Source organism: Pseudomonas sp. N40(2020) (assembly GCF_014472415.1).
Classification (GTDB): Bacteria; Pseudomonadota; Gammaproteobacteria; order Pseudomonadales; family Pseudomonadaceae; genus Aquipseudomonas.
Genome location: NZ_JACSZV010000014.1, coordinates 79,655 through 101,839 on the forward strand (window position 1 = coordinate 79,655; position 22,185 = coordinate 101,839).

Here is a 22,185-nt window from a genome sequence, read left to right on the forward strand (position 1 = left end):
ATCCCTGACCCGCCCTCCCTCAACACCGAGGGACGGCCAACGCTTACCCGAAAACGGAGATTGACCATGCAGTACAACCAACCGACTCACCTGCAAGCCGCCGTCCTCGACTGGGCCGGCACCGTTGTCGATTTCGGCTCGTTTGCGCCGACACAGATTTTCGTCGAGGCTTTTGCCGAGTTCGGCGTGGCGGTGTCGCTGGAAGAGGCGCGCGGCCCGATGGGCATGGGCAAATGGGATCACATCCGCACCCTGTGCAACCTGCCGCAGATTGCCGAACGTTATCGCGCCGCCTTCGACCGCCTGCCGACTGACGAAGACGTTACTGCCATCTACGAACGCTTCATGCCACTGCAGATCGAGAAAATCGCCCTGCATTCGGCGTTGATCCCCGGCGCACTCCAGGCCATTGCCACTCTGCGTGACAAGGGCTTGAAAATCGGCTCGTGCTCCGGTTATCCGTCGGTGGTGATGGCCAAGGTCGTCGAGCTGGCGCGTGAGAACGGCTACGTTGCCGATCACGTCGTCGCCACCGACGAAGTGCCCAATGGTCGGCCGTTTCCGGCGCAGGCGCTGGCCAATGTAATTGCTCTGGGCGTGGATGACGTGGCGGCATGCGTTAAAGTCGATGACACCTGGCCGGGTATTCTCGAAGGTCGCAGCGCCGGTATGTGGACGGTGGCGTTGACATGTTCCGGCAACGCACTGGGCCTGACCTACGAGCAATACAAGGCGCTGCCGTCGGATCGACTCGCCGAAGAGCGCGCACGAATCAGCGAGATGTTTGCCCCTTCACGTCCGCACTATCTGATCGACACCATCGCCGAATTGCCCGACGTGATTGAAGATATCAATGCTCGTCTTGCCCGAGGCGAAACTCCGCAGGGTTGCTGAGCCAATCCTCTGCTGGAGCTGTGGAAGGCTGCGATCTCTTGATCCTGATCTAAAAACATCAAAAGATCGTTGCCTTTGGCAGTTCAACACGCAGGGGTGCATCAAATCCGGGGCAAAAAAAAGCTGCCAGGAAGGCAGCAGAAACTTTAAGAACACGCGATGTGTTGACCCAAGCTTAGTCGGCGGATAATGACAGTGTCATGACAGGTCTGAATTCATCCAGTCGCCCCCGCGCCGTCATCAGGATGTCATCAACCCCACGGCAGAATCCTCGCAAACCGTCTCCAGCCTAGACGGATGCTTTGCAAGGATTGCCATGAAAGAAGATGCCTCGCTGTTTGCCGCCATCGACCTGGGTTCGAATGCCTTTCGCCTGATGATCGGCCAGTCGGTGCGCAGCCGAAAGGGCTTGATGATTCAGGAAGTCAAAACCTTGCGGGAACCGGTGCGGCTCGCCGAGGGTTTTGAGGGCGGTGCGCTGGACACTTCGGCTCTGGATCGCGGCTGGCAGGCACTGGCCCGCTTCGGCAAAAAATTACGCGGTTTCGAGCCGGGACGAGTGCGAGCGGTGGCCACCAGCGCGGTGCGTGAGGCGGACAATGCGCAGTTGTTTCTGGCCAGCGCAGAGCGGCATCTGGGTTTTCGCATCGATGTCATTTCCGGGGATGAAGAAGCGCGACTGGTGTATGCCGGTGTGGCTCACACCTTGCCCGGGGTCGAGGACATGCGCCTGGTGGTCGATATCGGCGGCGGTTCCACCGAACTGATTCTCGGCCAAGGTTCGCAACCGTTGCTGACCGAAAGCATTGCCATTGGCAGCGGCACCTTGAGTACACGGTTTTTTAGAAACGGTGCTGTTTCCCCCGGCGCCCTGCAAGAAGCCGAACGCTTCGCCATCCTGCAATTTGAAAAAGTCGCTCGGCGCTATCGTGCTCAGGGCTGGCAACAGACCATTGGCTCTTCCGGCACCGCGCGCATGCTGGCGAAGGTGCTCAAGGCCAATCGCCTGAACGACTTCGGCCAGGACGGCATTACCTACGCCGGACTCTTGCGTCTGTCGCTGCTTCTGCTGAAAGTGACCAATGTCCAGCAACTCAAACTCGCCGGTCTGCAACCCCACCGCCAAAGCATCCTGCCCGGCGGGCTGGTGCTGATGCTGGCAGCGTTCAAGGTGTTCGGCATTGCGCAGATGGTGCCGTCCGAGCCAGGTCTGCGCCTCGGTGTTTTGCACGGTTTGATGAGCAAACACTGATCCTGTCCCACATGCACCGCCCGCCCCACGGCTTTTGTTCGGCAACACCGCCGATCCCCGTCCTGATCCCCTCGCCAATTCAGTTCTATAGTTAGATCAAAATCGCTGGCCTTTTCCGCCCGTCGGGTGGTTGCGGCAGCCCCCTTCACAGCCTATGTTGCATGCGAGCTTTTCCCGCGAACGGAACGCGATCCATCACCAACAAGAGGTGAAGAATGTCAAAGGAATCCCGCCCTGCTGTCTTGGGGCTGATAGGAAATACCCCGCTGGTACGAGTCACTCGCTTCGATACCGGCCCCTGCACACTGTTCCTCAAACTCGAATCACAAAACCCTGGCGGTTCGATCAAGGATCGTATCGGTCTGGCGATGATCGACGCCGCCGAACGTGATGGTCGCCTTAAACCGGGCGGCACCATCGTCGAGGCCACTGCCGGCAATACCGGCCTGGGTCTGGCGCTCGTTGGCCGTGCCAAAGGCTATCGCGTGGTGCTGGTTGTCCCGGACAAAATGTCCACCGAGAAAGTCCTGCACTTGAAAGCCATGGGCGCTGAAGTGCACATCACCCGCTCGGATGTCGGCAAGGGCCATCCCGAGTACTACCAGGACGTCGCCGCACGACTGGCGAAAGACATTCCCGGCGCGTTCTTTGCCGATCAGTTCAACAACCCGGCCAACCCACTGGCCCATGAATGCAGCACCGCGCCGGAGATCTGGGCGCAGACCGAACATGACCTGGATGCGATCGTGGTCGGCGTTGGCTCGGCAGGCACCCTGACCGGACTGACGCGGTTCTTCAAGCGCGTGCAGCCGGATCTGGAAATGGTCCTGGCCGATCCGGTTGGCTCGGTGATGGCGCAATACAGCCGTGACGGCTCGCTGCCGACCCCCGGTTCGTGGGCGGTCGAAGGCATTGGCGAAGACTTCATTCCGTCGATCACCGATCTCTCCAGCGTTCGCCACGCTTACTCGATCAGTGACGAAGAAAGCTTCGATCACGCTCGCCAATTGCTCAAAGCCGAGGGCATTCTGGGCGGCTCATCCACCGGCACCCTGCTCGCCGCAGCATTGCGTTATTGCCGCGAACAGACCGAGCCGAAACGCGTGGTGAGTTTTGTCTGCGACACCGGCACCCGCTACTTGTCGAAGGTTTACAACGACCAGTGGATGACCGACCAAGGCCTGTTACAGCGCAAGGGCTATGGCGACCTGCGCGATCTGATCGCCCGGCGTTTCGAGGACGGCCGCGTCATCAGCGTCGGTCCAGACGACACGTTGCTGACCGCGTTCCAGCGCATGCGCCTGGCGGACGTTTCGCAACTGCCAGTGCTGGTTGAAGGCAAGGAACTGGTCGGTGTGATCGACGAATCAGACATTCTGCTGGCCGTTCACGAAGATGCCGCCCGCTTCAGTCAATCGGTCTCCAGCGTGATGACCGACAAACTGCAAACCCTCGCCCCCGGCGCGCCTCTCGCTGAACTGGAATCGGTGCTCAGCCGCGGCCTCGTCGCCATCATCGCCGACGCTTCAGGCTTCCATGGCCTGATCACCCGCACCGACATGCTCAACCAATTACGGAGATCCCTCGCATGAGTCAGCACGACAAAAACACCCAAGGCTTCGCGACCCGGGTGATCCATGCCGGGCAAGAGCCTGACCCGACCACTGGCGCGCTGATGCCGCCGATCTACGCCAACTCCACCTACCTGCAAGACAGCCCCGGTGTGCACAAGGGGTTCGATTACGGACGCTCGCATAACCCGACGCGTTTTGCCCTTGAGCGCTGCGTGGCGGATCTGGAAGGTGGCACCCGGGCGTTTGCCTTCGCTTCCGGGCTGGCGACGATTTCCACGGTGCTGGAACTGCTCGATGCCGGTTCACACATCATTTCCGGCAATGACCTGTACGGCGGCACCTTCCGGTTGTTCGACAAAGTGCGCCAACGCAGCGCCGGGCATCGTTTCAGCTACGTCGATCTGACTGACCTGTCAGCGTTCGAAGCATCGCTGCAGGACGACACGCGCATGGTCATGGTCGAGACGCCGACCAACCCCTTGTTGAGCCTGTCGGATCTTGCCGCCATTGCGCGCATCTGCCGGGCGCGCGGCATCATCACTGTCGCCGACAACACCTTTGCCAGCCCGTATATCCAGCGGCCGCTGGAGTTGGGTTTCGACATCGTGCTGCACTCGACCACCAAGTATCTGAACGGCCACTCCGATGTCATCGGCGGTATTGCCGTGGTCGGGCAGAATGCCGAGCTGGCGGAGCGTCTGGGCTTTTTGCAAAACGCGGTCGGCGCGATTTCCGGGCCGTTCGATGCATTTCTGACGTTGCGCGGTGTGAAAACCCTGGCGCTGCGCATGGAGCGCCATTGCAGCAACGCACTGGATCTGGCGCAGTGGCTCGAGCAGCAGCCGCAGGTCAAACATGTCTACTACCCGGGTCTGGCATCACACCCTCAGCATGAATTGGCCAAGCGGCAGATGCGCGGTTTCGGCGGGATGATTTCCGTGGACTTGAACACTGATCTGGCCGGCGCGCGACGCTTTCTTGAGAACGTGAAGATCTTCGCTCTGGCCGAAAGCCTGGGCGGCGTCGAGAGTCTGATCGAGCACCCGGCGATCATGACCCACGCCACGATCCCCCCTGAAACCCGCGCAAAACTGGGGATCGGCGATGGGCTGGTGCGTTTGTCCGCGGGTGTCGAAGACATCGAAGACCTGCGCGCCGATCTGGCCCACGCACTCAAGCAGATCTAGTCCTGCAAGAACGACAAAGCCCGCACGATGCGGGCTTTGGTGTTCGAGTAGGCGGCCAGCGCTGGTCTCTGGCTTACAAGGTTTATCAGGCTTCTCACAGTACCGGGCTAATTTGAAAAAGTAGTGCCTCGGCTGCTTCACACGGCGTAAGGGCTGGATCTCAGCGCGGAGATCTTTCTAACCGTGTACCCTTCGGAACGCGCCCCGCGCCCCCTTGCTATCCGATTGCGCATCAGTCTGCGTCTTCACCTACATCTTTGAGCCTAGCAAACGCACGGAAAACCGGGTTGGCGTTTTTAGACTGATTTCCTTCTTGCCCCTGCCTGCAAGGAAGTGAAACGACTATCGCCCATATCCTTGTCATCCCGCAGGATGGGCAGCGAATGCCGATCTATACTTCTCCAGTTGCGTTTCCAAGCGATCGAAATTATCGACACCCGTGCGCCAGTCGGTGCACCCGTGCCAATTGCCAAACAGCTTGACCCGAGTCAGTGAGTCGAACGCCAAAAATCTAACGGCGGGCATTGCCCAATTGCGGTGTGGCTGATGGGTCGTGGAGAAGATCATGAAACACAAGCTTTTGTCAGGCGTTGTATTAGCGGTAGCAGCAACGATGACTGCGCACGGAGTTTGGGCAGCACAGCCACAGGCACTGGCCTCGGATGGGGCGGATCGTGTGGGTGCCGGTGCGGTTGCGTCTGATGGCGCTGACCGGGTCGGTGCGGGTGCCGTCGCGTCTGATGGCGCTGACCGGGTCGGTGCGGGTGCCGTCGCGTCTGATGGCGCTGACCGGGTCGGTGCGGGTGCCGTCGCGTCTGATGGCGCTGACCGGGTCGGTGCGGGTGCCGTCGCGTCTGATGGCGCTGACCGAGTCGGTGCCGGTGCCGTCGCGTCTGATGGCGCTGACCGGGTCGGTGCGGGTGCGGTTGCGTCTGATGGCGCTGATCGAGTCGGTGCGGGTGCGGTTGCGTCTGATGGCGCTGACCGGGTCGGTGCGGGTGCCGTCGCGTCTGATGGCGCTGATCGAGTCGGTGCCGGTGCCGTCGCGTCTGATGGCGCTGACCGGGTCGGTGCGGGTGCCGTCGCGTCTGATGGTGCTGACCGGGTCGGTGCGGGTGCCGTCGCGTCTGATGGCGCTGATCGAGTCGGTGCGGGTGCGGTTGCGTCTGATGGCGCTGACCGGGTCGGTGCCAATCGCCTCGCCTATTCCCGCGTGGGTGTCGGCTCGGATCGAGTCGCCTCAGCATTGATGACGGGCAGTTATTCCGACCAGTTCAACAGCCCTCAATAAACTCTCCCTCGACCCAACGGTCGGCTCCGAAGAGCCGTCCGTTCGGCGCCGCACTAGCACATTTGTGCTAATCGACCGCCCTGCCGCCCGGCGCTATATTCCCCCGCAACCCCCAATGTTCCTCAACACTGCCGCTTGGCGGTGCGCAGGATCGTTGTGCCTGGAAATCAGAACAACACCAAGGAAGAAACACCATGAAACTGCATGCACACCTCTACAAAGTCACCGTCGTCAGTGCACTGCTGCTCGGTCTTGTCGGTTGCCAGACCATCAAACCCACTGAAGCCAGCATGAAAGAGCGCGCCCAGACCGTCATTGGCAAACCGGTCTCGAAAATCGACAACATCCGTAACGACAGCACCCTCACCTACTACACCGCCCACACCCCGGCCGGTGAATACAACTGCCAGTTGCCCAGCGGCGCAATCATCGCTGTGGCGAGCATGGGCATCATGACGCCACCGCTGTCATGCCTGCCGAAAGGTGCCTCGCCGCTTCCATTTCAATAATGCCTCTTCCTCGGTAAAGGACTACGTTCCGTCATGAAAACCCTGATCGCAACTCTCACCCTCGCCTCCCTGTTTTTGACCGGCTGCGCCACACCAAAACAATGGGAAGCCACTGGCGGCAGCAAGAACGATGGTGTCGTCCAGGTCTCCTACGAGCTGGGCCAGTTCGAAAGCGGCCAGACCAGCGCCGAACAAGGCCTGACCGTCGCTGCACAGCGCTGCAAGACCTGGGGCTACAAAAACGCCGAGGTCACCGGTTCTGAGAAAAACATCTGCCGCACCATGGGTCAGTACAACTGCCTGCAAACCACCATCACTCAGGATTACCTCTGCAAGCGTTGACTCAAACCTGCTCGACCGGCTCGGTTTGCCGGTCGCGCAGGGCACGCAAGGTCGCGCGCAACTCGACCGGGCGTACCGGTTTGGACAGGATGGCAATTTGGCGGTCGTGCAAGGCCGCCTGTATTTTTTCGATCTCATGCCCGGTGATGATCATTGCCGGCACCGCCCAGCCGCGTTGGCGGCGCACTTCGTCAATACACTCGATACCAGTGGCATGGGCGCCAAGATCATAATCGGCAACAATGATGTCGCAATCGGTGGTCAAGTCCTGCCCCGTCAGCTCGGCCTGCACCACGCAGCCCCAGCGCTCCAGCAACGCCGATGTCGCCATCAATACGTTGCGATCATCCTCCACCAGACACACCTTCAGCCCGGTCAACAGGCCGAACTGGCGCGCTTCATCGCGATTGACCGATAGCTGCGGCGGCGCAGTCGTGGACAGCCCCGACATGATGACAGCCGTACCCCGACCGATTCGCGAGCGCAACGCGACATCAAGATCAATCAACTGCCCCAGGCGCTTGACGATCGACAGGCCCAGCCCCACACCTTCGACATCTTTGTCACGCACTTGGCGAACCCGGTAGAACTCCTCGAATACCTTTGGCAAATGCTCTTCGGCAATGCCGCTGCCCTGATCGTAAATCACGATAGCCAGCCCTGCTCCGCGCGTGCGCACACCGATCAGCACCGGCCGCTGCGCACCATATTTGAAACAGTTGGAAAGCACGTTCTGCACCATGGTCGCGAGCAGCGACGGATCGGTTCGAACCCAGTAATGACAGGGTCGCAAGCGCAGTTCCACGCCAGCCCAACGCGCGGCTTCGGCATTCTCGCGGATCAGATCGGCAAGCCATTCGCCCAGATTCAGGGTTTGCAGTTTTGGCAGAATCCGCCCGTTATCGAGGGTGTACAGGTCGAGAATCGAGCGGAACAACTGCGACACATTCAGCAGCGAACGGTCGATGTTGTCGACCAGCCGCCGCTCCTCATCCCCCAGCCTCGACTCACGCAGGCACGCGGTAAACAGGCCGATGGAGTGAATCGGCTGACGCAAATCATGGCTGGCCTGGGCGAGAAACCGCGACTTCTCCAGATTGGCCGCGACCGCTTCCTCGGAGGCCTTGCGCGTGCGTTCCAGCAGCAGGTGCGCGTAGAACGGGATCACCGTGCTGGTGAGCATCAGCATCAACACCATGAACGGTTGCGCCTGCCACACCGGCGTCAGGCGATAAACGCAGAGCAGCGCCAGCAACGCCAACACCGTGGCAATCGCCAGATAGCGCGAGCCGTATCGCATGCCGTTGCCGAGGTTGACCCAGATGATCACCGCATAAAGCGGCAACGCAGCTTCGCCGCCAACCACCAGCCCGAAACAGGTGCCGGTGTAATCGTGAACCATGGCGAAAATCCGTCGTGCCGGGTAATGCCCCGGCCAGCGCACAATCGTCTGACGCAGCACAATCGAGGCCAGCAAAAACAGACAGATATACGTGACCACAGGCAGGTAGGTATCGAAGCGTTGGCCCGGCAGAAAACCCAGTACACCGATATAAACCACGGCAATGCCAGCGATGATAATGCGCAGGTTGGCCTGGTCGAGTTCGGTGTTTTTCTCGAACTTCGTCGTTAACGTCCTTGTGCCGCAATCGTCATATTCGGAATGAGCCTACAGGCAACAATTGCGCCCGGTGCTAAGGTGCATGACTTATGCAACGCCTGACCCAGGGAGGGTCACGCCATGACATGCCGAATTATCATAGCCGACGATCACCCGATGTTTCGCGAGGCCATGCTGCGCACTGTCCAGCGTCTGCTGCCCGACGCGAGTATCGAAGAGGCTGGCGACCTGGCCAGCGTAATGGCGCTGCTGCCCTGCGGCGACGAGCCGGACACGCTGATTCTGGATCTGCGCTTTCCCGGACTCACCTGCGTCAGCCAGCTCGCTGAACTGCGCCGACGCCTGCCGCGTACCACCTTGATCGTGGTGTCGATGGTCGATGATGAAACGTTGATCGGTGAAGTCATGATCGCCGGCATCGACGGCTTCATCGGCAAAAACATTGCCCCGGGCGAGATCGGCCAGGCGATCCTGGCGATCCGTGAAGGTGAAGTGCTGGTGAAATTCGCCCCGTCAGGCTTGTTGCCGCTGGAGACCGGCTCCGCCCTCACGCCCCGTCAGCAGGACGTGTTGCGATTGATCGCCCAAGGCAAGACCAACAAGGAAATCGCCCGTGAGCTGGATATTTCACCGTTCACGGTGCGGATTCATGTCTCTTCGTTGCTGCGCACGCTGAACGCGCCATCGCGGGCGGCTGCGGCGGTGCGTTATTCCGGGGTGGGTGAATGACATTTTATCGATTACTGGCGTTTGGCATGGAGTTCGCCATCACGACCTGACAGGAAGTCTCGGCCATAACCGTAGCTTCAAGCGCGCGCAACGGCTGCACCGGACTACCGCTGGAGCAGATGCGCCAGCGCTCCTTCAGAATTTTTCCGGCACACGTTTGAAGGGGTGATCCAGCTCCTGATAGTCACCGGGTTTCTGGCGTTTGGGCAGAATCACCGGCTCACGCTCGACTTCCTTGTACGGGATGCGGCTGAGCAGATCGGTGATGATGTTCAAGCGTGCCCGGCGCTTGTCGTTCGAATCAGCCACTCTCCACGGGGCGTGTTCGGAATCCGTTGCCGCAAACATGGCATCACGAGCCCGTGAATAGTCGTACCAGCGGCTGTAGGACTGGAGGTCCATGGGCGTCAGTTTCCAGATCTTGCGCCCGTCCTGGATACGCGCTTGAAGGCGTCGGGTCTGCTCCTGCTCACTTACCTCCAGCCAGTACTTGAGCAGGATCACGCCGGAATCGACGATGGCACGCTCCACCGCCGGGACAGCGTTGAGGAAACCGTCCACCTGCTCTTCACTGCAAAATCCCATTACACGTTCGACGCCGGCACGGTTGTACCAACTGCGATCAAAAATCACCACCTCGCCGGCGGCCGGCAAGTGTGGAAGGTACCGTTGAATATACATCTGACTTTTTTCGCGATCAGTCGGTGCCGGCAGCGCTACGACACGGAAGACCCGCGGACTGACACGTTCGGTCAGCGCCTTGATCGTACCGCCCTTGCCTGCACCATCGCGACCCTCGAAAACGATGCAGATCTTGATGCCCTTGGCCTTGACCCATTCCTGAAGCTTCACCACCTCGATATGCAGGCGGCGCAACTGCTCGAGATAATCCTTGTTTTTCAGCTTTGCCGGTGCAATGGCGCGGTGTTTGGCGGTTTTTTTCTTGTCCTTGTCTTTTACCTTTGCCATAACCCAACACCTCATCTAATCGTCGGTAGCTGAACAGCGTAGGTGCAGAGGCTGTTTTAGGCCAATGACGCCGCTCTTCTCGCCCTCTACGACCTATGGGTCTACCTGCGCCATCAGTTCCGGCACCGACTCCGGCCGTTTGGCATAACGCTGCGCCAGCACCGCACAGACCATCAGTTGAATCTGGTGGAACAGCATCAGCGGCAAAATCAGCACGCCGATGGTGCTGCCGGCAAACAACACCTGAGCCATCGGCACGCCAGTGGCCAAGCTCTTTTTCGAGCCGCAGAACAGGATGGTGATGCGGTCTTCCTGGCTGAAGCCAAACGCCTTGCCCAACAGCGTCGATGCCACCAGCACCAGTGCCAGCAAGATGCAGCAGACCAGCACCAGGCCCAACAGATCAACGACTGGAATCTGACGCCAGATACCCTCGTTGACCGCCTCGCTGAACGCACCGTAGACCACCAGCAGAATCGAGCCCTGATCGACAAACTTCAGCCAATTCTTGTTACGCCCCACCCACGCGCCAATCCAGCGACGGGCGATTTGACCGGCAATGAATGGCAGCAGCAGTTGCATGCTGATTTTCAGGATCGCATCGAGGGTCGAACCGCCGTCGCCATGCACATTGAGCAGCAGTGTCACCAGTAACGGCGTCAGGAAAATCCCGAACAGGCTGGACGCGGCCGCGCTGCAAATTGCAGCCGGAATATTGCCCCGGGCCAGCGAAGTGAAGGCAATCGCTGACTGCACAGTGGCCGGCAACGCGCAGAGGTAAAGCATGCCCATGTACAACTGGTCGCCGATCAATGGCGACAGCAGCGGTTTCAGCGCCAGCCCCAATAGCGGGAAAAGGACAAAAGTCAGGCCGAACACCAACAGGTGCAGGCGCCAATGGCCCGCACCGGCGATGATCGATTCCCGCGACAGTTTGGCGCCGTGCAGGAAAAACAGCAGCGCGATGGCAATGTTGGTCAGCCAGCCGAAGCCGACCGCGACCTGACCGCTGGCGGGCAGAAAGCTGGCTAGCAGCACGACGCCTATCAGCGTCAGGGTGAAATTGTCGGGGAGGAATCTTGGGCGCGTCATGATGTGTTTATCCGGGGGTTGCCAGTGCGTGACGACGACTCTAACGTGACAGCCAATTACCGACTAACGCCGAAGAGCCTTCAGATGCCGCCTAAAGGACATGACAAAAGTATCCGGCGCAGTATTCCCGGGCTGCCAAGCCTGCCACGCCCGCTGTACGGACGCACCGAATCGCTGCCCAATCGCGCACTGACCCGGCGCCACAGTCATCCTTGGGTGCAACTCTCCTACGCAATTCAGGGTGTGCTTGAGGTGCAGACCAGCGCTGGGCGGTTCGTTGCGCCGCCGGAGCGCGCGGTGTGGATTCCGGCCGGCGTACCGCATCGGGTATTCAGCTCGCCACATACCGAGATGCGCAGCCTGTACATCGATTGCAGCGTCGTCGGTTGGGCGGTTGAGCATTGCCATGTGCTCGGCGTCAGCGATTTGCTCAGGGAACTGATCCGTGCGTTCAGTCAGGTGCCGGTGGAATACGACCAGAACGGCGCGCATGGGCGCCTTGCGCAGGTGATCCTCGATCAACTGGTCGATGCCCCGCACATTGACCTGATGCTGCCGTTGCCGCAGGACCCGCGCTTGCGGCAGATCTACCAAAGCCTGGAGCAACGCCCGGAACAGCAAACCACGCTGAGCCACTGGAGCGAGAAACTCGGCGTCACCGAAAAAACCCTCACGCGTCTGTTTTTGCGCGACACCGGCCTGACCTTCCGCGCCTGGCGCCAGCGCCTGCGCCTGCTCGGCGCCCTGACACCGCTGGAGAAAGGCGAGCGCGTCACGGACGTCGCGCTGGCCTGTGGTTATGACTCGACGTCGGCGTTTATCGCGGCGTTTCGTCAACAGTTTGGGGAAACGCCGGGGGAGTTTTTTCGTTGAGGCGCCAAACATGTTTTCCGGAAAACGAGCAAGCATCGGGTTGCCGCTTTACCCCCCGACACTTCGGTTTTATCGAACTCTGACCAAGAAATAAACGATTTTTCTTTGCCACAAACTCGTCGTTAGCATGGCCTCGTCTGACCCTCTTACAACCAAAGACAGGGAGCGTGACATGCCAGCCACGAACATCAATATCGGCGAACCCTGGATGTGGGGTGCCTTCATCGTCTTCGTTCTTGCCATGCTGGCATTGGATTTGTTTGTGTTCGGGGGGCGCAAGGCGCATCGGGTATCCGTTCGCGAGGCCTTGGCCTGGGTCATTGCCTGGTGCTTGTTGGCCCTGTCGTTCGCAGCCCTGCTTTGGTGGTATCTGCACGGCACGTTCGGCGGCGAAATCGCCCGACAGAAAACCCTGGAATTCCTCACCGGTTATCTGATCGAGCAATCGCTGTCGATCGACAACATGTTCATCTTCGTAATGATCTTCAGCTACTTCGCAGTGCCGCCGGAATTGCAGCGCCGGGTGTTGCTGTACGGTGTGCTTGGGGCAATCGTGATGCGCGCGGTGATGATTTTCGCCGGTGTGTGGCTGGTCTCGCAGTTTGAATGGCTTCTGTATGCCTTCGGCGTGTTCCTGATCATCACCGGGATCAAGATGCTGGTGTTCGCCGATCAGCAGCCGGATCTGGAAAAAAATCCTTTATTACGCTGGGTGCGCGGGCATCTGCGCGTCACCAGCGGTTTTCATGGCGAACGGTTTTTCGTGTTGCAGAACGGCGTACGCTGGGCAACGCCAATGTTCCTGGTGCTGGTGCTGATTGAGGCCAGCGATCTGATGTTTGCGGTCGACAGCATCCCGGCGATCTTCGCCGTCACCACTGACCCGTTTATCGTCTTCACCTCGAACATCTTCGCGATCATGGGCCTGCGCGCGCTGTACTTCCTGCTGGCGGACATGGCCGACCGCTTTCATCTGCTCAAGTACGGCTTGGCGATTGTGCTGGTATTCATTGGCGGCAAGATGACCCTGATGCCGTGGTTTCACATGCCGGTGGAGTGGTCGCTGGCGGTGGTGGGTGGGGTGATCCTGGGGTCGGTGTTGTTGAGTCTGCTGCTGACCAGAGACAAAACGCCGGAGAACCAGTCGCCATAAGCCCCTGTGCGAGTAAGCCTGCTCATTTCCCGGCAATCAGCTCTGCTTGTACCCGCGCACTTCATCAACGCCACGGTTAGCCAACTGGTCAGCCCGCTCGTTGCCGTGATGGCCAATGTGTCCGCGCACCCACTTCCACGTGACCTTGTGGCGGTTGACCTGCTCATCCAGCTCTTTCCACAGATCAGCGTTCTTCACCGGTTCCTTGGCAGCGGTTTTCCAGCCGCGCTTCTTCCAGTTGGCCATCCACTCGTTGATGCCCTTCATGACGTACTGCGAGTCGGTCACCAGCAGCACTTCACATGGTCGCTTCAAAGCTTCAAGGCCGCGAATGGCGCCGAGCAGTTCCATGCGGTTGTTGGTTGTGTTGGCTTCGCCGCCCCACAACTCCTTCTCAACGCCCTTGCACACCAGCAAAGCACCCCAGCCACCCGGGCCAGGGTTGCCCTTGCAGGCGCCATCGGTGAACAGTTCTACGTTATCGACGCTTTCGCTCATGCCAATCTATCCAGAAAAAATACATGCCTCGCCAATCGCGGATTGACGATGACCGCGGCCGGAGCAGGTCCGGCCACTGTAAAAAAGAAGGTTTACGGTTCGATGCGGCGGCGGTTGACCTTGGCCATCGGCAGCGGAATCAGCTTGCCCATCGGCTCGCGACGCTCCTGACGCAGGGGCCGCAGCCCGACCACAATCTTGCGCGCCACCAATAAATAGAAGCCACCGCCCGACAGTTGCCAGTCACCGGCCTTGCGTTCCCAGCCTGCCAGTCGGGCCTGCCACTTGGGCGACGCAAGCGGCGGACGATAGCACCCGAAGCGGCGTTTCTCCAGCGCAAAACCCAGCAGATTGAGCCAGTCGGCGACCCGCGACGGCGAGATGCAACGGGCCTGGCGCAACGCATCATGGGCGAATACATGACGCAGGCCCCAGGTGCTCCATGGGTTGATTCCGATGATCAGCAGGTGCCCGCCGGGGCGCACGCTGCTCGCGGCTTCGCGCAACAGGCCATGGGGCGACAGGCAGAAATCCAGACCATGCTGCATGACCACCACATCGGCGGCGTGTTCGCTCAATGGCCACGCCTGCTCTTCGCAGACGATCTCGACACCCGGCAGCGGTGCACCGAGCCGCACGTTGCGCTGCACTTGCGGTGCCGACGGCGGGGTGTCGGCCGATGGGCCGTAATGCACGAGATAGCCGCCAAAGAAGCGGCCCAACTCGTCTTCGAGCATGCGCCGCTCTTCATCCAACAGAAATTGCCCGAGCGGGCCCGACAGCCATTCACGGGCGGCGCTGATCAACGCCAGCCAGTCCGGATCAGCCTGAGCGAACGCTTTATCGGTCATGTCATTCTCCAACGCGCCAGGAACTACTAAGATGCGCCAATGTTTTCCGCTTGGCGAATTCCGACGATGATACAGATCAGTGCCCTGCCCGCGTTCACCGACAACTACATCTGGTTGTTACAGGATCACCGTACCCAGCGCTGCGCCGTGGTCGACCCGGGCGATGCCGCGCCCGTACAGGCTTGGCTAGCGGCGCATCCAGGCTGGGTGCTGAGTGACATCCTGATCACCCACCATCATCATGACCACGTTGGCGGCGTCGAGCGCCTGAAGCAGGCCAGCGGCGCGACCGTTTATGGTCCGGCCAGCGAAAACATCCCGGCGCGCGATATTGCCCTCAAGGACAACGACAAGGTCAGCGTGCTCGGCTGGGACTTCGATGTCTATGCCGTGCCCGGTCACACCTTGGGACACATTGCCTATTACCACCACGGCCTGCTGTTCTGCGGCGACACGCTGTTTGCCGCCGGGTGCGGCCGGTTGTTCGAAGGCACCCCGGAGCAGATGCATCATTCGCTCGGCCGCCTCGCCGCCTTGCCAGAAGATACGCTGGTCTACTGCACCCATGAATACACCCTGAGCAATCTGAAGTTTGCCGCAGCGGTCGAGCCGGGCAACCCGGACATTGCCGCCCGTCTGGAAAAAGTCACCCAGCAACGGCAAAACGGTGTCATGACCCTGCCCTCGACCCTGGCCCTGGAAAAGCTTACAAATCCGTTTTTGCGCACCACTGAAACATTAGTTACACAAAAAGTGGACGAACGGGCAGGCGCTCAAAACCGGGCGCCGAGTGAGGTTTTTGCGGCTCTGCGGGCATGGAAAGATACGTTCTAAGTGCCTCGACGCCGGGTCCAAAAATTCTGAATGGTTGACCGCAGGGGGTGCGCTTTCTAGAATCGCCCGACATTTTTGCCCGGAACTTACTTCCAGCCAATGTCGTCATCCATACGTAAGTCCGTCAATTCAGACGCATTGACCCGCTTGGCGCAAGCCATCGCGGTGGCTGTGTCCGCCACGCTGGCGGGCTGTTCCAGCCATGCTCCGCAGACTGAAGCGACGCATACGCCGAACATCGCTGCGCGAGCCAAGCAGAAGCCGATATGGCTGACCGAGAAGCCCAGCCCACAGGTTCCCCAGGACATCTGGGAACGCATGCGCCAGGGTTTCCAGCTGCAGGAAGGTCTGGGCGTGAACCCGCGAATCGAGCAGCAGCGCCTGTGGTTCGCCAGTAATCCCTCTTTTCTCGAGAATGCCGGCGAGCGCGGCAGCCTCTACATTCATTACATCGTCGAACGCCTCGAAGAACGCAACATGCCGCTGGAACTCGCCCTGCTGCCGGTGATTGAAAGCGCCTACAACCCGATGGCCTATTCCCGGGCCAACGCGGTGGGTCTCTGGCAATTCATCCCTTCCACGGGACGTTACTTCAACTTGCGTCAGACCCGCTTCTACGACGGCCGTCGCGACATCACCGCCTCGACCACCGCGGCGATGGATTACCTGACCCGTCTGCACGACATGTTCAACGGCGACTGGTTGCTGGCGCTGGCGGCTTACAACGCCGGTGAAGGCACGGTCAGCCGCGCCATCGAGCGCAACGAGAAGCTCGGTTTGCCGACCGACTACTGGAACCTGCCGCTGCCGGCGGAAACCCAGGCGTACGTGCCGAAACTGCTGGCCCTGTCGCAAGTGGTGCTGGCGCCGGAAGCCTACGGCGTGAACCTCAACCCGATCGCCAACGAGCCGTACTTCCAGGTCGTCGAAATCAACCAGCGCATGGACCTGTCCAAAGTCGCTGCCGTTGCCAACATCGATGAAGACGAACTGTTCCAGCTCAACCCGGCCTTCAAGCAGCGCACCACCATCGACGGCCCTCAGCATTTGCTGGTGCCGACGTCCAAGGCGCAACTGCTGACCGCCAGCCTGCAGACCATGCGGCCTGACGAACTGATCAGCCCGCGCTCACTGAAACCGGTGTTTGAAGGCGCCGATCCTTCGGAAGTGGCGCAGCTAAAGCGCGCTTACCGCGTCAAGCGTGGCGACAACCTCGGCTCTATCGCCAAGGCCAACAAGGTCGAAGTGAAGGACCTGCAACGCTGGAACAAACTGACCGGCAAAAACCTCAAGGTCGGCCAGACCCTGGTGATGCAGGACACCACCAAGCGCACCCCATCGCGCAACAGTGGCCGGGTCAACACCGTGATCGCGGCCAACAGCAAGACCAAAGACAAAGGCGACAGCGCGCAGCAGACCCAGTACAAGGTCAAGCGCGGCGACACGTTGTATGTGGTCGCCAAGCGCTTCAACGTTGAGGTGCAACATCTCAAACGCTGGAATCCGGGTGCCGGAAAAGCGTTGAAGCCTGGGCAGATGCTCACGGTTTATCAGCCGCACTGAGTAGAAATCAAAAGATCGTCCGATCGCGGCCCGAGCCTTCGGCAGCACCTGCATTGATCCCTGTAGGAGCTGCCGAAGGCGCGGGCCGCGATCGGACGATTTTTTTTTGCATTAACACTGCATTAACCGCCTATCTTTTTCCTGTCCATACAAGCTGTTACTGTACGGCCCACAAAGCCCAAGCCGCCTGGATCGGATCTGACTTGAAGCGTCCCCTCCTCCTGCTCCTGATCAGCCTGGCCTTGAGCTCACCCGCAAACGCGACGATTACCGAAAGTCACGGTTATGCGCAGTTCGGCACGCTCAAGTACCCGGCCAGATTTACCCATTTCGACTGGGTCAACCCGCAAGCGCCCAAGGGCGGTACGTTGCGGGTGATGGCGTTTGGCACCTTCGATACGGTCAATCCGTACACGTTCAAGGGCAGCAGCCCTGTATCCACCGGGAATTTTCTTCAGTACGGCATTAACGAGCTGAACGAGCCGCTAATGGTCGGCACCGGCCAGTACTCGCCGTCCGGCGATGAACCGGCCTCCAGTTACGGCTTGATCGCGCAATCGGTTGAGTACAGCGAGGATCGCAGCTGGGTGGTGTTCAATCTGCGCCCTGAAGCACACTTTCACGATGGCACGCCGATCACCGCCTACGACGTGGCGTTCTCCTATCGCCTGCTGCTCAAGGAAGGCCACCCGCTATACCGCACGGCGCTACAGGAAGTGCTGCGGGTCGACATTCTCAACAAACAGCGCATCCGCTTCGTGCTCAAGCGCTCTGGCAATCCCCTGTTGATCCTGCGCCTCGGTGAACTGCCGGTGCTGGCGCAGCACTATTGGAAGGATCGCGACTTCAAGGCCACGACCTTCGAGCCGCCGCTGGGCAGTGGGCCGTATCGCATCACCTCGGTGACGCCGGGTCGCCAATTGATCTTCGAACGGGTCAAGGACTACTGGGGCAAGGACTTGCCGGTCAATCGCGGCAAGTACAACTTCGATCGCATGGAGGTCGAGTTCTACCGCGACAGCGACGTGGCGTTCGAAGCGTTCAAGGCCGGTGAGTTCGACATCTACATCGAGCATCAAGCCAAGAATTGGGCCAACGGCTACAACTTCCCCGCCGTGCGCCGCGGCGAAGTGATCAAGGCGCAGATCCCGCATCAGATTCCGACCCAGAGTCAGGGCCTGTTCATGAACACCCGGCGCGCAACCTTCGCCGACGTCAAAACCCGCGAAGCCCTGGGCCTGATGTTCGATTTCGAGTGGACCAATCGCGCGCTGTTCAGCGACGCCTACAAACGCACCACCAGTTACTACCCCAACAGCGAATTCAGTGCCAGCGGCGTACCGGTCGGACATGAATGGCTGATGCTCAAGCCGTACAAGGATCAATTGCCGGCCAAACTGTTCACCGAACCGTTCACGTTGGCGCAGACCGACGGGCGCGGCATCCCGCGGGAAACCATGCGCAATGCCCTGGCGCTGCTGGCAGAGGCTGGCTGGAAGCTCAACGGTCAGCGCCTGCGCAACGCCGCTGGCCAGCCACTGAGTTTCGAACTGCTGCTGGTCAACCCGAATCTGGAACGCATCCTTCAGCCGTATATCGAGAACCTCAAGAGTATCGGCATCGACGCCCGCCTGCGCACGGTAGACCGCGCACAGTACAAACAACGTCTGGACCAGTTCGATTTCGACATGATCCTGATGACGCTCAACCAGACACTCAGCCCGGGCCTTGAGCAGTGGCAGTACTTCCATTCCAGTCAGGTCGGGGTCAAGGGCAGCAAGAATTACGCTGGCATCGCCAACCCGGTGGTCGATCACCTGCTTGAACAATTGCTCGCCGCGCAAACCCGCGATGAGCAGGTCGCCGCCGGCAAGGCCCTCGACCGCGTGCTGCTCTGGCAGCACTACATCATTCCCAACTGGTACATCAATTATCACCGTCTGGCCTACCGCAACCGGTTGGCCTTCGTCACCACGCCGCCCTACACCCTGGGCCTGAGTGCATGGTGGCTGAAGTCTTCGGAGAAAGATCAATGAAGCCTATCCGCGCCCTGCTCCTGCAGGCCAGCGGCATGCTGTTCGCCGGGCTGGCCTTGGCCGCCCCGCAACACGCCGTGACCCTGTACAACGAGCCGCCGAAATACCCGGCCGATTTCAAGCATTTCGATTACGTGAACCCCGACGCGCCCAAGGGCGGGATCTTTCGCCAGGCCGGGTTCGGCGGGTTCGACAGCCTCAACCCGTTCATCAGCAAAGGCGTACCGGCCGATGACATCGGACAGATCTACGACACCCTGACCAAGCACAGTCTCGACGAGCCCTTTACCGAATACGGCTTGATCGCCGGCAAGATCGAAAAGGCCCCGGACAACAGCTGGGTACGGTTTTACCTGCGACCCGAAGCACGCTTCAACGATGGTCACCCGGTGCGCGCCGACGATGTGGTGTTCAGCTTCCAGACCCTGACCAAGGAAGGCTCACCGCTGTTTCGCGGCTACTACAACGACGTCGCCGAAGTTGTCGCTGAAGACCCGCTCAAGGTACTGTTCAAGTTCAAGCACACCAACAACCGCGAACTGCCGCTGATCCTGGGTCAACTGCCAGTATTGCCAAAACACTGGGGGGCCGATCGTGACTTCAGCAAGGGCAATCTGGAAATTCCGCTGGGCAGCGGCCCGTACAAAGTCACCGAAGTGAAGGCTGGCCGCTCGGTGCGCTACGAGCGGGTCAAGGACTACTGGGGCAAGGATCTGCCGGTCAATCGCGGGTTCTACAACTTCGACACGATGACCACCGATTACTACCGTGACAACACTGTCGCGCTGGAAGCGCTGAAAGCCGGACAGTTCGACTACTGGCTGGAAATGACCGCCAAGAACTGGGCCAACGCCTACAACGTCCCGGCGGTGACTGAAGGTCGTCTGATCAAGGAATTGATCCCCAACAGCAACCCGACTGGCATGCAGGGTTTTGTCTTCAACCTGCGCCGCCCGGTGTTCCAGGATGTCCGAGTACGTCAGGCGCTGGGCCTGCTGTTCGATTTCGAATGGACCAACAAGCAGTTGTTCAACGGCGCGTATACACGCACGCGCAGCTATTTCGAGAACTCGGAAATGGCCGCCACCGGATTGCCCGACGCTGACCAGGTGGCGATCCTCGACCCGTTCCGCAGCAAACTGCCAGCGCAGGTATTCAGCGAAGCCTTCGAGAACCCGAAGACCGACGCCAGCGGCATGATCCGTACCCAACAACGTGAGGCCTACCAACTGCTGCAAGAGGCTGGCTGGAAGATCGTCGACGACAAAATGGTCGACGCCACCGGCAAACCGGTGGTCATTGAGTTCCTGCTGGCGCAGACCGACTTTGAACGCGTGCTGTTGCCGCTCAAGCGCAACCTCAGCGACCTTGGTATCGAACTGGTGATCCGCCGCGTCGACGTCTCGCAGTACATCAACCGCGTGCGTTCGCGGGATTTCGACATGATGGTCGGCAGCTTTGCGCAGTCCAATTCGCCGGGTAACGAACAGCGCGAATACTGGATGAGCGCCGCCGCCGACAAACCGAGCAGTCGCAACACCATGGGTCTGAAGGATCCGATCGTCGATCAACTGGTCGAGAACCTGATCAACGCCGATTCGCGCAAAAGCCTGGTGGCCCACGCCCGAGCGCTGGATCGCGTGTTGCAGTGGGGCTATTACGTGATCCCCAACTGGCACATCAAGACCTGGCGCGTGGCGTACTGGAACCACATCGGCCATCCGAAAGTTTCGCCCAAGTACGACATCGGTACGAGCACCTGGTGGGTCAAGCCCGATGCCAAACCGGCAATAGAAGTCGAAACCAAACTGCAAGCCGACCCTGCGGGCACGGAGTAATCAGATGCTGGCGTATATATTTCGGCGACTGCTGCTGATCATCCCGACCCTGTTCGGCATTCTGCTGATCAACTTCGTGATCATCCAGGCTGCGCCCGGTGGCCCGGTAGAGCAGATGATTGCCAAGCTGGAAGGCTTTGAAGGCGCCACCAGTCGCATCGCGGGCGGCGGTGCCGAAGTCTCGGTGGCCGGTTCCTCTTATCGCGGCGCGCAGGGGCTGGACCCGGCGCTGATCAAGGAAATCGAGCACATGTACGGGTTCGATAAATCGGCCCCGGAACGTCTGTGGATCATGGTCAAGAACTACGCCTCGCTGGACTTCGGCGACAGTTTTTTCCGCGACGCCAAGGTCATCGACCTGATCAAGGAAAAGATGCCGGTGTCGATCTCGCTGGGCTTGTGGAGCACGCTGATCATGTACCTGGTGTCGATCCCGCTGGGGATCGCCAAGGCCACACGACACGGCAGCCATTTCGACGTCTGGACCAGTTCGGCAATCATTGTCGGCTATGCGATCCCGGCGTTTCTCTTTGCGATTCTGCTGATCGTGGTGTTTGCCGGCGGCAGTTATCTGGACTGGTTCCCGCTAAGGGGCCTGACCTCGAACAACTTTGATGAGTTAAGCCTCGGCGGCAAGATCCTCGATTACTTCTGGCACTTGGCACTGCCAGTGACCGCACTGGTGATCGGCAACTTCGCGACCATGACCCTGCTGACCAAAAACAGCTTCCTCGACGAGATCAACAAACAGTACGTGGTCACCGCCAAGGCCAAGGGCCTGACCCGCCATCGCGTGCTCTATGGTCACGTGTTCCGCAACGCCATGTTGCTGGTGATTGCCGGATTCCCCTCGGCGTTCATTGGCATCTTCTTCACCGGCTCGTTGCTGGTGGAGGTGATCTTCTCCCTCGACGGCCTGGGCCTGATGAGTTTCGAAGCGGCGATCAACCGCGATTATCCGGTGGTGTTCGGCACCCTGTTCATCTTCACCCTGCTCGGGCTGGTGGTGAAACTGATCGGCGACCTCACCTACACCCTGGTCGATCCACGCATCGACTTCGAAAGCCGGGAGCATTGAG

At 60.0% G+C, this 22,185-nt stretch carries 20 protein-coding genes; 15 read left to right on the forward strand and 5 right to left on the reverse strand.

The features are described from left to right. Positions 1-66: 66 nt before the first annotated feature. The 7 genes from phnX to yecR all read left to right on the forward strand — a co-directional run bounded on the left by phnX (position 67) and on the right by yecR (position 7,049). Positions 67-894 (forward strand): phosphonoacetaldehyde hydrolase, encoded by an 828-nt coding sequence (phnX, locus tag IAI51_RS11770; RefSeq protein WP_187678641.1) that lies wholly within the window; start codon positions 67-69, stop codon positions 892-894. A 316-nt stretch (positions 895-1,210) separates the two neighbouring features. Further along, positions 1,211-2,146 carry a Ppx/GppA family phosphatase gene (locus IAI51_RS11775; protein ID WP_187678642.1) on the forward strand — a complete coding sequence of 312 codons (936 nt, stop codon included), beginning with the start codon at positions 1,211-1,213 and terminating at the stop codon, positions 2,144-2,146. A 215-nt stretch (positions 2,147-2,361) separates the two neighbouring features. After that, the gene (locus tag IAI51_RS11780) at positions 2,362-3,738 is read left to right on the forward strand and encodes a pyridoxal-phosphate dependent enzyme (RefSeq protein WP_187678643.1); all 1,377 of its coding nucleotides are present in this window, start codon (positions 2,362-2,364) and stop codon (positions 3,736-3,738) included. After that, entirely contained in the window at positions 3,735-4,907 is a 1,173-nt protein-coding gene (locus tag IAI51_RS11785) for a cystathionine gamma-synthase (RefSeq protein ID WP_187678644.1), read from the forward strand. Before IAI51_RS11780 ends, IAI51_RS11785 begins: the two co-directional genes overlap by 4 nt. 662 nt (positions 4,908-5,569) lie before the next feature. Beyond that, entirely contained in the window at positions 5,570-6,157 is a 588-nt protein-coding gene (locus IAI51_RS11790) for a hypothetical protein (protein ID WP_187678645.1), read from the forward strand. A 235-nt stretch (positions 6,158-6,392) separates the two neighbouring features. Beyond that, positions 6,393-6,707 carry a hypothetical protein gene (locus tag IAI51_RS11795; protein ID WP_187678646.1) on the forward strand — a complete coding sequence of 105 codons (315 nt, stop codon included), beginning with the start codon at positions 6,393-6,395 and terminating at the stop codon, positions 6,705-6,707. 33 nt (positions 6,708-6,740) lie between these two features. After that, a complete protein-coding gene (yecR, locus tag IAI51_RS11800) occupies positions 6,741-7,049 on the forward strand; it encodes a YecR family lipoprotein (protein ID WP_187678647.1) in 309 nt (102 codons plus the stop codon). A 1-nt stretch (position 7,050) separates the two neighbouring features. Here yecR and IAI51_RS11805 read toward each other — a convergent pair whose 3' ends face one another. Continuing rightward, positions 7,051-8,637 (reverse strand): hybrid sensor histidine kinase/response regulator, encoded by a 1,587-nt coding sequence (locus IAI51_RS11805; protein WP_187678669.1) that lies wholly within the window; start codon positions 8,635-8,637, stop codon positions 7,051-7,053. Between the two features lie 153 nt (positions 8,638-8,790). On the opposite strand from IAI51_RS11805, the gene IAI51_RS11810 reads away from it, so the two are divergent. Continuing rightward, positions 8,791-9,399, forward strand: a complete 609-nt coding sequence (locus IAI51_RS11810) for a LuxR C-terminal-related transcriptional regulator (RefSeq protein WP_187678648.1) — start codon at positions 8,791-8,793, stop codon at positions 9,397-9,399. A 135-nt stretch (positions 9,400-9,534) separates the two neighbouring features. On the opposite strand, the gene ppk2 is transcribed toward IAI51_RS11810, so the two are convergent. Together ppk2 and IAI51_RS11820 are read right to left on the reverse strand one after the other, a co-directional pair. Beyond that, positions 9,535-10,368: a polyphosphate kinase 2 gene (gene ppk2 / locus IAI51_RS11815; RefSeq protein ID WP_187678649.1), complete on the reverse strand. Its 834-nt coding sequence runs from the start codon at positions 10,366-10,368 to the stop codon at positions 9,535-9,537. Between the two features lie 93 nt (positions 10,369-10,461). Continuing rightward, on the reverse strand, positions 10,462-11,460 hold the full coding sequence (locus IAI51_RS11820; RefSeq protein WP_187678650.1) for a bile acid:sodium symporter family protein: 999 nt from the start codon (positions 11,458-11,460) through the stop codon (positions 10,462-10,464). Positions 11,461-11,544: 84 nt separating this feature from the next. Here IAI51_RS11820 and IAI51_RS11825 point away from each other — a divergent pair, with 84 nt between their 5' ends. Continuing rightward, a complete protein-coding gene (locus IAI51_RS11825; protein ID WP_187678651.1) occupies positions 11,545-12,333 on the forward strand; it encodes an AraC family transcriptional regulator in 789 nt (262 codons plus the stop codon). Positions 12,334-12,505: 172 nt separating this feature from the next. Beyond that, positions 12,506-13,486, forward strand: coding sequence for a TerC family protein (locus tag IAI51_RS11830; RefSeq protein ID WP_187678652.1), 981 nt, complete (start codon positions 12,506-12,508; stop codon positions 13,484-13,486). Between the two features lie 36 nt (positions 13,487-13,522). On the opposite strand, the gene rnhA is transcribed toward IAI51_RS11830, so the two are convergent. Continuing rightward, a complete protein-coding gene (rnhA, locus tag IAI51_RS11835; protein ID WP_187678653.1) occupies positions 13,523-13,984 on the reverse strand; it encodes a ribonuclease HI in 462 nt (153 codons plus the stop codon). A gap of 92 nt (positions 13,985-14,076) precedes the next feature. Continuing rightward, positions 14,077-14,835 (reverse strand): class I SAM-dependent methyltransferase, encoded by a 759-nt coding sequence (locus IAI51_RS11840; protein ID WP_187678654.1) that lies wholly within the window; start codon positions 14,833-14,835, stop codon positions 14,077-14,079. A 66-nt stretch (positions 14,836-14,901) separates the two neighbouring features. Here IAI51_RS11840 and gloB point away from each other — a divergent pair, with 66 nt between their 5' ends. The 5 genes from gloB to IAI51_RS11865 all read left to right on the forward strand — a co-directional run bounded on the left by gloB (position 14,902) and on the right by IAI51_RS11865 (position 22,184). Then, positions 14,902-15,669 (forward strand): hydroxyacylglutathione hydrolase, encoded by a 768-nt coding sequence (gene gloB, locus IAI51_RS11845; RefSeq protein ID WP_187678655.1) that lies wholly within the window; start codon positions 14,902-14,904, stop codon positions 15,667-15,669. A gap of 99 nt (positions 15,670-15,768) precedes the next feature. Beyond that, positions 15,769-17,232 (forward strand): transglycosylase SLT domain-containing protein, encoded by a 1,464-nt coding sequence (locus IAI51_RS11850; protein ID WP_187678656.1) that lies wholly within the window; start codon positions 15,769-15,771, stop codon positions 17,230-17,232. A gap of 203 nt (positions 17,233-17,435) precedes the next feature. After that, the gene (locus tag IAI51_RS11855) at positions 17,436-19,268 is read left to right on the forward strand and encodes an extracellular solute-binding protein (protein WP_187678657.1); all 1,833 of its coding nucleotides are present in this window, start codon (positions 17,436-17,438) and stop codon (positions 19,266-19,268) included. Beyond that, positions 19,265-21,106, forward strand: coding sequence for an extracellular solute-binding protein (locus IAI51_RS11860; protein WP_187678658.1), 1,842 nt, complete (start codon positions 19,265-19,267; stop codon positions 21,104-21,106). The genes IAI51_RS11855 and IAI51_RS11860 overlap by 4 nt, the downstream gene beginning before the upstream one ends. Positions 21,107-21,110: 4 nt before the next feature. After that, entirely contained in the window at positions 21,111-22,184 is a 1,074-nt protein-coding gene (locus tag IAI51_RS11865; protein WP_095190979.1) for a microcin C ABC transporter permease YejB, read from the forward strand. Position 22,185: the final 1 nt, after the last annotated feature.

Coding starts and splice junctions, on each gene's coding strand:
- IAI51_RS11830 (WP_187678652.1), top strand. CDS start 12,506: ATGCCAGCCACGAACATCAATATCGGCGAACCCTGGATGTGGGGTGCC.
- IAI51_RS11860 (WP_187678658.1), top strand. CDS start 19,265: ATGAAGCCTATCCGCGCCCTGCTCCTGCAGGCCAGCGGCATGCTGTTC.
- IAI51_RS11865 (WP_095190979.1), top strand. CDS start 21,111: ATGCTGGCGTATATATTTCGGCGACTGCTGCTGATCATCCCGACCCTG.
- IAI51_RS11820 (WP_187678650.1), bottom strand. CDS start 11,460: ATGACGCGCCCAAGATTCCTCCCCGACAATTTCACCCTGACGCTGATA.
- IAI51_RS11795 (WP_187678646.1), top strand. CDS start 6,393: ATGAAACTGCATGCACACCTCTACAAAGTCACCGTCGTCAGTGCACTG.
- rnhA (WP_187678653.1), bottom strand. CDS start 13,984: ATGAGCGAAAGCGTCGATAACGTAGAACTGTTCACCGATGGCGCCTGC.
- phnX (WP_187678641.1), top strand. CDS start 67: ATGCAGTACAACCAACCGACTCACCTGCAAGCCGCCGTCCTCGACTGG.
- IAI51_RS11825 (WP_187678651.1), top strand. CDS start 11,545: ATGCCGCCTAAAGGACATGACAAAAGTATCCGGCGCAGTATTCCCGGG.
- gloB (WP_187678655.1), top strand. CDS start 14,902: ATGATACAGATCAGTGCCCTGCCCGCGTTCACCGACAACTACATCTGG.
- ppk2 (WP_187678649.1), bottom strand. CDS start 10,368: ATGGCAAAGGTAAAAGACAAGGACAAGAAAAAAACCGCCAAACACCGC.
- IAI51_RS11775 (WP_187678642.1), top strand. CDS start 1,211: ATGAAAGAAGATGCCTCGCTGTTTGCCGCCATCGACCTGGGTTCGAAT.
- IAI51_RS11785 (WP_187678644.1), top strand. CDS start 3,735: ATGAGTCAGCACGACAAAAACACCCAAGGCTTCGCGACCCGGGTGATC.
- IAI51_RS11780 (WP_187678643.1), top strand. CDS start 2,362: ATGTCAAAGGAATCCCGCCCTGCTGTCTTGGGGCTGATAGGAAATACC.
- IAI51_RS11840 (WP_187678654.1), bottom strand. CDS start 14,835: ATGACCGATAAAGCGTTCGCTCAGGCTGATCCGGACTGGCTGGCGTTG.
- IAI51_RS11810 (WP_187678648.1), top strand. CDS start 8,791: ATGACATGCCGAATTATCATAGCCGACGATCACCCGATGTTTCGCGAG.
- yecR (WP_187678647.1), top strand. CDS start 6,741: ATGAAAACCCTGATCGCAACTCTCACCCTCGCCTCCCTGTTTTTGACC.
- IAI51_RS11850 (WP_187678656.1), top strand. CDS start 15,769: ATGTCGTCATCCATACGTAAGTCCGTCAATTCAGACGCATTGACCCGC.
- IAI51_RS11790 (WP_187678645.1), top strand. CDS start 5,570: ATGGGGCGGATCGTGTGGGTGCCGGTGCGGTTGCGTCTGATGGCGCTG.